The 12140-nt window shown below is 35.6% G+C and carries 10 protein-coding genes; 3 read left to right on the top strand and 7 right to left on the bottom strand.

Annotated elements, in window-relative coordinates:
• Nucleotides 1-90 precede the first annotated feature (90 nt).
• Nucleotides 91-384: a hypothetical protein gene (locus AAHI02_RS02660; RefSeq protein ID WP_346985332.1), complete on the top strand. Its 294-nt coding sequence runs from the start codon at nucleotides 91-93 to the stop codon at nucleotides 382-384.
• A gap of 112 nt (nucleotides 385-496) precedes the next feature.
• Nucleotides 497-943: a phosphohydrolase gene (locus AAHI02_RS02655; RefSeq protein WP_346986656.1), complete on the top strand. Its 447-nt coding sequence runs from the start codon at nucleotides 497-499 to the stop codon at nucleotides 941-943.
• Between the two features lie 52 nt (nucleotides 944-995).
• Here the strand turns inward: AAHI02_RS02655 and AAHI02_RS02650 are convergent, their stop codons facing one another.
• From AAHI02_RS02650 to AAHI02_RS02640, 3 genes are all read right to left on the bottom strand, one after another.
• Nucleotides 996-1274 carry a DUF2490 domain-containing protein gene (locus tag AAHI02_RS02650; protein ID WP_346985331.1) on the bottom strand — a complete coding sequence of 93 codons (279 nt, stop codon included), beginning with the start codon at nucleotides 1272-1274 and terminating at the stop codon, nucleotides 996-998.
• Nucleotides 1225-1719, bottom strand: a complete 495-nt coding sequence (locus AAHI02_RS02645; protein ID WP_346985330.1) for a DUF2490 domain-containing protein — start codon at nucleotides 1717-1719, stop codon at nucleotides 1225-1227. The genes AAHI02_RS02650 and AAHI02_RS02645 overlap by 50 nt, the downstream gene beginning before the upstream one ends.
• Nucleotides 1720-1793: 74 nt before the next feature.
• The gene (locus AAHI02_RS02640; RefSeq protein WP_346985329.1) at nucleotides 1794-3605 is read right to left on the bottom strand and encodes a TonB-dependent receptor; all 1812 of its coding nucleotides are present in this window, start codon (nucleotides 3603-3605) and stop codon (nucleotides 1794-1796) included.
• A gap of 439 nt (nucleotides 3606-4044) precedes the next feature.
• Here AAHI02_RS02640 and uvrA point away from each other — a divergent pair, with 439 nt between their 5' ends.
• Nucleotides 4045-6837: an excinuclease ABC subunit UvrA gene (uvrA, locus tag AAHI02_RS02635; RefSeq protein WP_346985328.1), complete on the top strand. Its 2793-nt coding sequence runs from the start codon at nucleotides 4045-4047 to the stop codon at nucleotides 6835-6837.
• A 711-nt stretch (nucleotides 6838-7548) separates the two neighbouring features.
• Here the strand turns inward: uvrA and AAHI02_RS02630 are convergent.
• The 4 genes from AAHI02_RS02630 to AAHI02_RS02615 form a co-directional block, all read right to left on the bottom strand.
• A complete protein-coding gene (locus AAHI02_RS02630) occupies nucleotides 7549-8727 on the bottom strand; it encodes an aminotransferase class V-fold PLP-dependent enzyme (protein ID WP_346985327.1) in 1179 nt (392 codons plus the stop codon).
• A gap of 83 nt (nucleotides 8728-8810) precedes the next feature.
• The gene (locus tag AAHI02_RS02625; protein WP_346985326.1) at nucleotides 8811-9950 is read right to left on the bottom strand and encodes a hypothetical protein; all 1140 of its coding nucleotides are present in this window, start codon (nucleotides 9948-9950) and stop codon (nucleotides 8811-8813) included.
• Nucleotides 9951-9961: 11 nt separating this feature from the next.
• The gene (locus AAHI02_RS02620; protein WP_346985325.1) at nucleotides 9962-10876 is read right to left on the bottom strand and encodes a TssN family type VI secretion system protein; all 915 of its coding nucleotides are present in this window, start codon (nucleotides 10874-10876) and stop codon (nucleotides 9962-9964) included.
• 55 nt (nucleotides 10877-10931) lie between these two features.
• A complete protein-coding gene (locus AAHI02_RS02615; RefSeq protein ID WP_346985324.1) occupies nucleotides 10932-11870 on the bottom strand; it encodes a type VI secretion system baseplate subunit TssG in 939 nt (312 codons plus the stop codon).
• Between the last annotated feature and the right edge of the window lie 270 nt (nucleotides 11871-12140).

Below are 12140 nucleotides of genomic sequence, written 5' to 3'. Positions count from 1 at the left end.
TGAAAAAGATAAAATTATATTTAAATGTAATAAAATTGAACCTTGAATTGTCGTATCATTTATAAGTATAATTTTATTTAATTTTTAGAGATGAAAATAGTAGTAGCTTCATTTATAATAATTTCAGTGTCAGTTTCAGCACAGCAAAAGAAACTTGTATTACCTAAAAAGGATACTGCGAAAGTGCATACATTTGATCCCCTCAATCAGGATCAGAAAGCTAAAGATCATCAAAAGAAAATGTATGAAATACCTTCTGTAAAACCCGATGAATCGATGTATTCAAGCCTTAAGGACAAAAGAAAAGATACTACAGATTATAAAATGCTCAACTCCTTAAAGCCTGAGAAACCGGAGCCGGAATTGCCACCTAAAAAGGAATAGTACAATAAGATTTCTGTAAAGAAAAACGAATTAAAAATATATCAAAATAATTCATCAAAAAATGTCTCAATTCTTGGGGCATTTTTTATTTTTGCATTCTACTTTAGATACAATGACAAAAGAAGAATTGCTCAACAGAGCCATAAAAATAGCCGATAAGGCACACAAAGGTCAGACAGACAAATATCATGCACCCTACATTGCCCATGTTATGCGTGTAATGGAATACGGAAAAACTCTTGATGAAAAAATTGTAGGCGTACTACATGATGTTGTTGAAGATCATCCGCAGGAGTTCAGCCTGGATTATTTGCGAAACGAAGGCTTTCCGGAATACATTATTTTTGCGATAAGCTGTCTTACAAAGTTTGATCCGGAAGAGGATTACGACGATTTTGTAAGAAGAACCGAACGCTCTCCACTGGCTGTCGCCGTAAAACTGAATGACCTCCGCGACAATATGGATTTACGAAGGGTAAACAGAGAACTCACCCCGAAAGATATTAAAAGATTCAATAAATACCTGAAAGCCTATCATTACCTGATTGAAAAATATTAAAATAAATCCTCCATAGATTGGACCTTGGAGGATTTAATTAAATTGAAATATTTTAATCTGCTCCCGGGAAATGATATGTTTTTGCAGGAGGATTTGTATCATCAATATTGATGTTTAAAGCAAGATAAACAAAATGAAAGTTTTTATTTCCTTTGGCTTCAAATTCTCTCTGCCAAAGATAGCCTCCTAAAACTCCGAAGTTTTCGTCGATCTGATATCCAAGGCCACCATATACCCTGTTTCTTGCAAAAGCAGGCTTTATGGGTGACACGATGAAAATCTCATCGTAAGCATTGGCAAATAATGTTTTCGGGCCTATCTTTTTTTGCATTTAAAGGAACGGAAACGTTCAGACGATATCGGTAACGCATTCTCTGAGAGCTTTTATCCGTCTGAGGTTCATAAAACCATGATTTCTCTGCACGGAATCTGTTTTCAAATTTTACAACACCCTTTTTGAAATCGATGACGTCCTGAAGCCAGATTCTGAATTCTTCTTTATTGATGGCATGCTCCTTATAGGTCGCATATCTTCCTAATCCCACAAAAGGCTTATGATTCTTGGTAAGATTGTAGCCCAATCCTCCTTTTATCTCATAATAATCGGGATAAGAATATTCTTCAATTCCTCTTGACTGACCTTCTGCATAGAGGAAAAATTTAGGATGAAATTTATAAGTAATCGTAAGTGCATTAAAGCTGGAAATATGTTCCTGTGCCTTGAAAAATGTTGTACTTAAAAATAAACTCAGACCTAAACCTACTGACAATTTCATCTAAAAAAATTTTTGCAAATGTAAATGAATTAACAATTTGTTAATATTAACTTTAATTCAATAACAGTTAACAATTATTTAATATTGATATTGTAAGATAACCCAATATGGAACCATCTTTGGGGCATATGTACTCCAAAAGTTTCCGTATATGAAGTATTTGTTAAATTATTAATAAGAATATATATCGAAAAATCATTATTAACAAAACTTAATTTGTCATCCAAAAGATTGTAGCTACCGTTATTCAGTCTTTCGTTATAACGGTAAATGATCTCATTGGTGAAGTTTTTCAGGAATTTTGTTTCAAGCTTTGAGATAAACTGATGTTTGAGATTATCCAAAACATATCTTGCTACAAAATCGGCCGGATTTTTAAGTTTATTATCAAGATAAGTGTAGCCAATGGTATATTTCAGCCAGCCTGTCAAGCGATGATTAAGCTCTGCTTCTATTCCTTTAACGTTTGTTGCGCCTATGTTTTGTGCATACCAGACGTTGTCATCAGTCTTGATTTTTGTCCAGTCAATGGCATTATCAGAATCTCTTAAAAATCCGCTTACTTTTGCTAATATATTTTTTGTCTGAAATTGATAACCAACTTCTGCATACACTGCATTTTCAGGCAATAAATTGGGATTTCCCTGTTCTGTTTTACTTACATAATAAAGATCGGTAAAGGTCGGAATACGGTGAACTTTGGCAATATTTCCGTATATTTTATTATTAGAGTTAAAATTATACCCCACATCCAATCCCGGATAGAAAAAATTTCCCTCTTTGGAATAATTTGCCCACGAAATTCCCGGACTGATGTTCAGCTTTTTATCTAGCAAAGAAAAATGATGCTCAAAGAAAACCTGAGAAACAAATCTGTTTCTTTCGCCAAGATTATTACTTGCCAAAAACTCTTTTCTTAGCTCAACACCGACTCCTGTTGTTCCCAACCCCCATTCATAATTGGAATTTACTTCTCCGCCAACATTATTTCCGATATGCATATTCCTGTAGATTTCAGGTTTTTCCCTGTTGTACAGATACATATCCTGCCCTCTTCTCCAATAGACATTTGAGCTTAATTTTAATTTACCAAAGGTCTGCTGATGTGCCAGACTTATTATCGAAGCCTGAGTTTCTTCATACTGATCTACTGCTTTTGGTGAAGAATAAAATCCGTTGGCACCGAATTTTTTCTCTGAAAATCCCGCTTGCAGCCTGAGATCACCGTTTTTGATATTCAGCTTATTCTGATAAAAAATGTTTCTGATTTCATAATCCGTATTATACATATATCCCTGCGAAGATGAGGAATTGGCCTGTAAAGAATTTGAGAATTTTTCATTTCCAAGCTGAGCATTTAGTCCTAAGCTATAGGTTTTATAATCTCCGGCTTCTGCACTGATTTTTACTCTTTTTCCCGGATTTATCTTTGTGATAATATTGATTACACCTGCGTAGGCATTTTGCCCGAAACGTCTTGCGGCAGGACCTTTTATGATTTCAATTCTTTCTACATTATCAAGATCTACCGGAAGATTCATTGAATTGTGTCCGGTTTGAGAATCATTCATCCTGATACCATTTAAAAGCAGAAGAACCTGTTCAGATGAGCTTCCCCGAAAACCGATATCACTCTGTACCCCATTGACTCCTCTCCTTCTGATATCCATTCCTGTTACCTGCTGCAGGACTTCATCGATACTTTTTGCAGGAGAATTGATGATTTCTTCTCTGGTAATCACTGTTATATTCTGGTTGGCACTTTTATAGGGCGTAGAAAACAATTTACCCTGAATTTCAATGGTTTCAATATCCGTTGAATTTTCCTGTGCCTGTGCAAAAAACAATGTTCCAAGAAAAAAAATACTTCCTGCTTTTTTAATCATATGTCAGAATTATAGTTAATTATTTTACTGGGCCAAAAGTAATGGAGTTCTGCAACACATACAAATGATAGTTGTCATAAAAAAAATGCAGTTGGGGAAACTGCATTTCGGGGAAGTAATTTCGTTATTTTTCCTCTTTAAATAAATAAACAGATTATGGCGAAAATTTTTCTCATTTTCTGTATTATCTATTTATTATTGCAATTTTATAGAATTTTATAATATAAAGCAATACTAAACAATTAAAATAATGTTAAAATATCAAAATTTAATGTAATAATATTAATTTGTCTAATTGTTTATCAAGGATAAAATTAAACTTAAATAATTCCCACCGCATCGATATTGTTTTGAATGAAAAGCATTTGTCTAAGTTAACCGGAATTAATAACAGAAAATCCGCTAAAAATTTCGTAATTTTGTTGGTCTTAATTTTACTATGGCTAATACAACAGATATAGATATTAAAAAACAGATTTTTGTTAAGAATGCACATCTTAACAATCTGAAACACATAGATGTTCTTATCCCTAAAAATAAACTTATCGTCATCACCGGAGTTTCCGGAAGCGGAAAATCTTCCTTGGCATTTGACACCATTTATGCGGAAGGACAGAGAAGATATGTAGAAAGTCTCAGCTCTTATGCACGACAGTTTTTAGGTAAGCTTGAAAAACCGAAAGTTGATGATATCAAAGGGCTGGCGCCTTCGATAGCGATCCAGCAAAAAGTGATTTCCTCCAATCCACGTTCAACGGTCGGAACTTCTACCGAAATATATGATTATTTAAAACTTCTTTTCGCAAGAATCGGTAAAACATTTTCTCCGGTTTCCGGCGAGGAAGTAAAGAAAGATTCCGTTTCTGATGTGGTAGATTTTATTAAATCTTCCCAAAAAGATGCTTCATTTTTGCTGACAGCTCCATTGGAATATGATGCTGATAATTTTTTGGAAAGCCTGAACGTTCTAAAGCTTGCAGGATTTACCAGACTCGAGATCAACGGAAATGTAGCAGGGATTGAAGACCTTGAAAGCTTCGGTTTTGCCCCTGAAAAAGGAATGGAAATCAATCTTGTGATTGACCGTTTCACTTACGAAGAAGACGAAAATTTTCTTCAGCGTCTTGCAGATTCTATCCAGATGGCTTTCTATGAAGGACAGGGATACTGTTCTTTAAAAAATACGGATACCGGAAAAATAAAGGAATTCTCAAACAAGTTTGAACTGGACGGAATAGAATTTCTGGAACCTAATATTCATTTTTTCAGTTTTAATAATCCCTATGGTGCATGTCCGACGTGCGAAGGATATGGAAAAGTAATCGGAATTGATGAAGATCTGGTGATCCCCAACAAAACATTGTCAGTGTTTGAAGATGCAGTAGCATCATGGAGAGGAGAAAGCATGAGCGAATGGAAGAAAGACTTTATTAAAAAAGCCAAAGATTTTCCTATTCATAAGCCTTATCATCAATTAACCAAAGATCAGAAGAAATACCTCTGGAAAGGCGATGGCAAAAACACTTTCCCATCCATTGACAATTTCTTCAGAATGCTTGAAGAAAATCTGTACAAAATTCAGTACAGGGTGATGCTTTCCAGGTATCGTGGAAAAACGCTCTGTCCTACCTGTGAAGGACTAAGGCTTCGTGAAGAAACCAGCTGGGTGAAAATTGACGGACATAATATCCAGTCGATGATCGAGCTTCCTTTAGATGAGTTGTCTCCTTTAATCAACAGTTTAAAATTATCTGAACACGATCAGGAAGTTGCCAAGAGATTACTTTATGAAATCACTACGCGTCTTGAATTTTTATTAAAAGTCGGTTTGGGATATTTGACGCTGAACCGTACGTCCAATACACTTTCCGGCGGTGAAAGCCAGAGAATTAATCTTGCAACAAGTTTAGGAAGTTCACTGGTAGGTTCTATTTATATTCTGGATGAACCTTCCATCGGACTGCATTCCAGAGATACGGAAAATCTTATCGGTGTTCTGAAAAACCTGCGTGATCTTGGAAATACCGTTATCGTTGTAGAACACGATGAAGATGTCATGAAAGCGGCGGATTATATTATTGACATTGGCCCTGAAGCAGGTTACCTTGGTGGCGAACTGGTATTTGCCGGAGACTATAAAGAATTGAAAGATGCAGATACATTAACCTCAAAATATCTTACCGGCAGGCTGGAAATTGAAGTTCCTGAAAAACGCAGAAAAGCAAAAGAATGGATCCATATAAAGGGCGCTCGCCAGAACAATCTTAAAAATATTGATGTAGATGTCCCTCTCGAGAGTCTTGTCGTTATTTCCGGAGTTTCGGGAAGTGGAAAATCAACTTTAATGAAAGAAATCCTTACCAATGATATCCAGATCCAACTTGGGATGGGTGGTAAAAAAGGCGATTATGATTCCGTGGATTTTCCTAAAAAACTGATTAAGCATATTGAGCTGATCGATCAGAACCCAATCGGAAAATCTTCACGCTCCAATCCTGTTACCTATCTGAAAGCTTATGACGACATCAGAGATTTATTTTCCAGGCAAAAAATGGCAAAAATGATGGGCTATAAACCTAAACATTTCTCTTTTAACGTAGACGGAGGAAGATGTGATGAATGTAAAGGTGAAGGCGTAATCAACGTGTCTATGCAGTTTATGGCAGATATTGAGCTTGAATGCGAAGTTTGTAAAGGAACACGTTTCAAGAACGAAATCCTGGAAGTAAAATATGATGAAAAGAATATCTCGGATATTCTGCACATGACGGTAGACGATGCCCTGGAGTTTTTCAAAGATAATAATGAAGACAAAATCGTCACAAAACTGAAACCTCTGCAGGAAGTTGGTTTAGGATACCTTCAATTGGGACAGAGTTCTTCTACCCTTTCCGGAGGTGAAGCACAGCGTGTAAAACTGGCTTCATTCCTGGTAAAAGGAGCAACTACCGACAAAACCCTTTTTATTTTTGATGAGCCTTCTACAGGTTTGCATTTCCATGATATTAAGAAACTGTTGAAATCTTTACAGGCATTGATTGATCTTGGACATTCCGTGATTGTCATTGAACATCAGCCGGATATTATCAAGAGTGCAGATTATATTATTGATATCGGTCCGGAAGCAGGAAAATATGGAGGCGAAGTTGTATTTACAGGAACTCCCGAAGATCTGGCAAAAAACAAAAAATCTTACACAGCCAAGTATATTAAAGAAAAGCTGGAACAATAAAATGAAGAGAGTCGCAAGGCTCTCTTTTTTGGTTGATAGTGTGTAGTTGTTAGATTAGATTAAAGGTAAGTTTACGTCAATTCGAATGAAATTCTGAAAGAATTTTGTATCGAGAATGGTGTTTTTGTTATAAATTCTCGATACGGTTTTCTCTATTGCACTCCAAAAAACCTACTCGAACTGACGCTCTTTAAATTAATAGGGAAAATTAAACAGTTTGTAGATTTTTTAAACTTTTATCCTGTAATTTCAAAAAATAATTCTTTTTTTCTGTTTAATTTTATGAATCTCGGGATCTCCGTTTTTGATTAATGCTGATCATTCAAAAAAATTATCAGGATGAATTGGAAAAATTATCAGCATTATTTTCCGGATTTATCCTGATAATTTGATCAGTTTATCTTGATAAATTTAAGAGCTTTCCATCTTTAAATTTTAAAAATGAGTGTATATTATTAAAATACAAAAGGTTATAAATATTATTAATATCTTATTTAAGTTAGAGAATCATATTTCTTTTGCAGGGCAACAAAATCACTATTATAAATTGTTTTTTTCATCAGTTGCCGGTCTCCTTTTCAATGAAGCATTAAATAAGGACTAAGGTTTTCTGGCCTTGTGAAAATTAAACAGTGAAATAGAATTTAAGTTGAACTGATATTACATGTAACCCAGGTTGCCCTTAAAAATGATCATTAATATCTTATGCAGCTAAAGCAGGCTTTGTTTTAACAGCTCTGATACTGTTTCAATTTCCTCTTCTGTATTAAAACAATGTGGCGACAACCGCACAATACCATTGATTTTTTTCTTCGTAAAATCAATTAATGCAGAATTTTTGTAAGTTGTTGAAAAGAATATATTATTTTCTTTCAATACCTTCTGAATATTCTCAAGATCTCCTTCGGGACCAGAAAACGTAATGATACTGCTCAGATTTTTACCAATATCCCATATCTGAAAACCACTGTTCTGAAGATTATTCCGCAGTTTCTGTGACAGGTTTTTATTGTATTTTTCAATAGCGTCTAAACCGACAGCATTAGCATATCGTAAAGCTTCGGTAAATCCGATTAAAGAAGCATAGGAAAGTTCCCAATGCTCAAATCTTTTAGCAGAATCGAATAACTCATAATTGTCAAATTCTGACCATTTCGCGCCTCTCATATCCAGAAGCAATGGCGCATAATTTTTCTCAAGAACTCTGTCTGAAACATATAAGAATCCTGTTCCTCTGGGCCCTCTCATGAATTTCCTTCCCGTTGCCGTAAGAAAATCACAGTTTATTTTTTCAACATCAACAACCATTTGTCCAACCGACTGGCAGGCATCCACTAAGTATAAAATATCATATTCGCGGCAGAGTTGCCCTACGCCTTCCACATTCTGAATCAATCCCGAATTGGTAGGAATATGAGTGACCGCAACAAGCCTTGGGTGATATTTTTTGATCAAAATCTCCAAATCATCCAGATCAAGCTCATTATCCGGAAGATTTTTCATCCTGATGATGTTCAGATTCAGTTTTTTCTGAAGAGAAATAAAGGTAATCTGATTGGATATATAATCGTCAGCAGTAGTAATAATAGTATCACCTTCTTTAAAAATAATACTTGATAATGCCATAGCATAAGCTTCTGTAGCACTTGTGGCAAAAGCAATATTGGAAGGTTTGGCATTAATTAATGTTGCTGTTTCGTTATAAAATTTTTCCAGATGATCTGCATTCTTTTCTGCAACTTCATAGCCACCTGATTGTTCTTCCTGCTGTAAATAATTAACCATAGAGTCAACAACTACAGATGGCATTAATGAAGACCCTGCATTGTTAAGAAAAATTTTCCCATCCGAAAGCCCTCTGATATCTTGTCTTATTTTATATATGTCCATTTTTTTAAATTTATCGGAAACAATTTTACATAAAAAATCCCGAATAGAATAACGGGATTTATAATAGGTATGTTGAATTTATTTTAATCTAAAACACTCCAACCTCTTTTTGGATTGTTGTTGTTTGAAACTTCCTGTTCGTTGACGATGATATTTTCTTTTCTCTGGCCGATATAATCCAGCTCGCTCAATTTAGAGAAAATGGTTTCAAGGCTTCTCAGCATCTGCTGAATGTATAGCAATGGTTCGCCACAATTGTGATGATCATAATTGGTTTCGGCTACGATTGATAATTGATTAAGCAAGGTATGAGGGGCAATTTCACTCCATTCAAGACTATAATTAAGCATTTCTTCCAACTCTGCAGGAACCAGAACCTGAGTGGCATTATACAGACGAAGCGCCAGTTTTGCAAAAGATTCGATCAGAAATACCGGCGGCTGATAAGGTGTAATATTCCTGAACTGGAAATACATATCTCCGAATGTATTGATCATCGTATTACACAGGAACTTAACATTCTGAGCCAAAGCCGTATTCTGATTTTTATGAGAAGACTTCTGAACAATTTTAAAAGCATATTGCTGAAGATTTCCGATGGATTTCGCAAAATTATTGTAATAATCCAACAGCGCCGGATGGCTCTGAATTGAAGTACATGGCGGAATAAAATTAGAATCAACCTGTGCAATATTTCCTTTAAGGTCTACTTTCCCTATGATCAGATAATTTCCTCCGGAATAGCTGCTGTTCAGAGATGTTACAGGAAGAAGTTCAATGTGATGATTAGGTTGCGTATTCGGGTGGCGCGGCGGAATTTCTTCAGGATCAATATCCCCGAACGGCACTTTATCAAAAGGATTTACGGAAATTAAAATATAATAATCTCCGTCTGCCTGCTCATCATTCATCATTTTTGCCAACGATTTTACGCTGACTCTTCTATCGTTCAGCTCAATTCTGTAACCGGCAAGTGTTACGGCGCTACAGTGCTTGATTACCAGCTGCACATCGTTTGTTGCCGTATTGTGGACATCAAAAATCGTACGGTCCGTAAATTCATTCGAAATAGGCAAAAGCCCATAATTATATGTCGTGATTGCCAATGAGTTGGCATCTCTGATGGTATCGATTAAAAAATTATCCTGATCATTAAGATGTCTCTGGGAAACCTTCATCCCGTCAACCCAATTGATGGCAAAATGCTTAATAGGCTGTATCATATTCAATATTTTTAAACTGTGTGTGATGGTGTTCTTCTTACTCCTTCCTCTTCGTGCTGGATTACTCTTTTGCAGATAACGACGTCGTTTTCGGCAATCCTGTTTTCTGTGATATCCTGATCGAAATCAATATATTTTCTAAAGCTGAAGAATGACTTTTTAGTATAAAAAATCCAGTAATAAGGCTCTCTCTCCTGATCCGACAAATGAATGATGGAATTGGGATTCTTGTGATTATAGTCATCCACCACCCTGTAAAACCAGTCGCCGAAAGTTACTCCTGTCGGTAATGTTTTAGCTTTAATTCTGAATCTGTTGGCATCTTCAAGATTTTTGCTTAGCTCAACATTAAGTACCATTAATCTGTCGAAATCTGCACCTTCAAAATCAGGAAGTCTCTGGTCTGGCGAATATCTCCAGGTTTTATAGATGTCTACCGGAATACTTATAAGCTGGATATAGCAGTAATGAAAAACAAGTGGAACCAGAAATGTGAGAATACTGGTGGCTGCCATTATCGGATAACCCGTTCCTCTGCTTATCCAGTTAAATATCAGATAAAACAGATATCCTCCCAAACCAACGCATGTAATCGATAATATCGACTCAAACAGAATGCTTTTTGTTAAAGAATTAAAATGTTTTTTAAAATATCTGTCGGAAAGATTTACATGTATAATTCCCAGAATAATATAAATAATTTGTGCAATAAGATACCAGTACGGATTGAACAAATTCCCTGCAAAACCGAAAATTCCCGGAATGGCAAGACACAAACTGCACAACAGAACGTATATGATAATGGTTTTAATCTTTATGGCAGGCTTATTTCGTCTGATAATTCCAAGAATTACCATCATAATTACCGCAAATAAAGGCATTAAAATATACCTTAAAAAGATTCCCTTTACTGAAGAAATTTCCATGTGTCTTTTTCGAATTAATATTTTTAATTGGTGAAGTAAATATAGTTAAAAATTTTCAGAGGAATGTAGAGTATCCGAGCCGGTTTGCATTTCTCCCATCATCCTCCAGAGCGAAAGAATATTCCTGTTTTTCGGTGATGAAATTCTCCTCAATATCAACGCTTACCGGAAGAAAATAATCATACATGGCCTGAAGAACCTTCCGGAAAGAACTTCCGTCAATATACTTTTTCATTTCCGTATAAGGGATAGGCCCGATGTTTATGACCCAGTTTCGCTGTCCGTCCATGTGATCTCCACTCGGAATATAGGTGACGCCAAGCCTTGAATTTCCCAGCAGCATGGAATCGTCTTCCTCTATACCGTCAATAATATTGGGAGCAAAAGTTACCTTAACAGGAATTTGCAGAAAAGCAGACATACATCTTTCAAACCACGATTTATCTCCCCGGATCTGATGAAAAAACGGTAAGATATAGATGAAAACATAAGCATTTTGCTTGTCCATCATTTTGATCAGAGGCCACAGTTCGCTGATCGTGTCCAGCAGGGCATCGGTGTCACTGGAAATATCAAAGTCATATTCTTTAAGTAAAGCTCCGATTTCTGTAAAAAAAATTTCCAGCTCAAAAGGCTTGAAAAACTTTCTTGCATCTTCCTCTACCCTTTTCTGTTTACGGATTTCCCTTACAACGCTTTCCACATTTTTTCTTGTGGCACCAAGCGACGGCGGATGGAAAAGACCTTCCGGAAGGTAGTCGTAAATACCTTCTCTGTAGGTTTCTATGGTGAAAACCTCTTCATCGAAACCCAGATAATCGCTTGTTATACTTTTTATATCCTTAAGATAAGCACGGTCGTTGATCCCGATTCTTTCGATAAAAATATTGCTTACTGCTCTGTGATATTTCAAGAGGTTCACTGCGACAGCTTCCGCTTTGAAATCTGTCTGCAGTTTATTGTAATGCATTTCTACAATATTATTCTCATACATAGTGTTCGCTGTGATTTTGGCTGTAAAAATAGTATATCTCAAAATATTGAAAAAATATTTTTACCTTAATTTTATTCTAAAAATAGTAAATAATTATGAGTAAAAGAAGAAAAAAATAAAAATAAGGTTAAGATTAAGACTGAGCCTGAGAATGAGATGATATGAATAAATCAGTGTCACAACTTGACTAAATGTTAGCCTTAGCCTTAGCCTCAACCTTTAACCTTCTCCACTTAAATTAAGATTTAATTAAATTTTTCCAATCCTTCT

The sequence above is a fragment of the Chryseobacterium sp. POE27 genome, from assembly GCF_039727685.1.
GTDB lineage: Bacteria > Bacteroidota > Bacteroidia > Flavobacteriales > Weeksellaceae > Chryseobacterium.
This window is presented reverse-complemented; position numbering and strand designations above follow the sequence as displayed.

Bases quoted from the DNA above. Each gene is read 5' to 3' on its own strand.
- AAHI02_RS02660 (WP_346985332.1), top strand. From the start codon at position 91: ATGAAAATAGTAGTAGCTTCATTTATAATAATTTCAGTGTCAGTTTCA.
- AAHI02_RS02655 (WP_346986656.1), top strand. From the start codon at position 497: ATGACAAAAGAAGAATTGCTCAACAGAGCCATAAAAATAGCCGATAAG.
- AAHI02_RS02650 (WP_346985331.1), bottom strand. From the start codon at position 1,274: ATGCAAAAAAAGATAGGCCCGAAAACATTATTTGCCAATGCTTACGAT.
- AAHI02_RS02645 (WP_346985330.1), bottom strand. From the start codon at position 1,719: ATGAAATTGTCAGTAGGTTTAGGTCTGAGTTTATTTTTAAGTACAACA.
- AAHI02_RS02640 (WP_346985329.1), bottom strand. From the start codon at position 3,605: ATGATTAAAAAAGCAGGAAGTATTTTTTTTCTTGGAACATTGTTTTTT.
- uvrA (WP_346985328.1), top strand. From the start codon at position 4,045: ATGGCTAATACAACAGATATAGATATTAAAAAACAGATTTTTGTTAAG.
- AAHI02_RS02630 (WP_346985327.1), bottom strand. From the start codon at position 8,727: ATGGACATATATAAAATAAGACAAGATATCAGAGGGCTTTCGGATGGG.
- AAHI02_RS02625 (WP_346985326.1), bottom strand. From the start codon at position 9,950: ATGATACAGCCTATTAAGCATTTTGCCATCAATTGGGTTGACGGGATG.
- AAHI02_RS02620 (WP_346985325.1), bottom strand. From the start codon at position 10,876: ATGGAAATTTCTTCAGTAAAGGGAATCTTTTTAAGGTATATTTTAATG.
- AAHI02_RS02615 (WP_346985324.1), bottom strand. From the start codon at position 11,870: ATGTATGAGAATAATATTGTAGAAATGCATTACAATAAACTGCAGACA.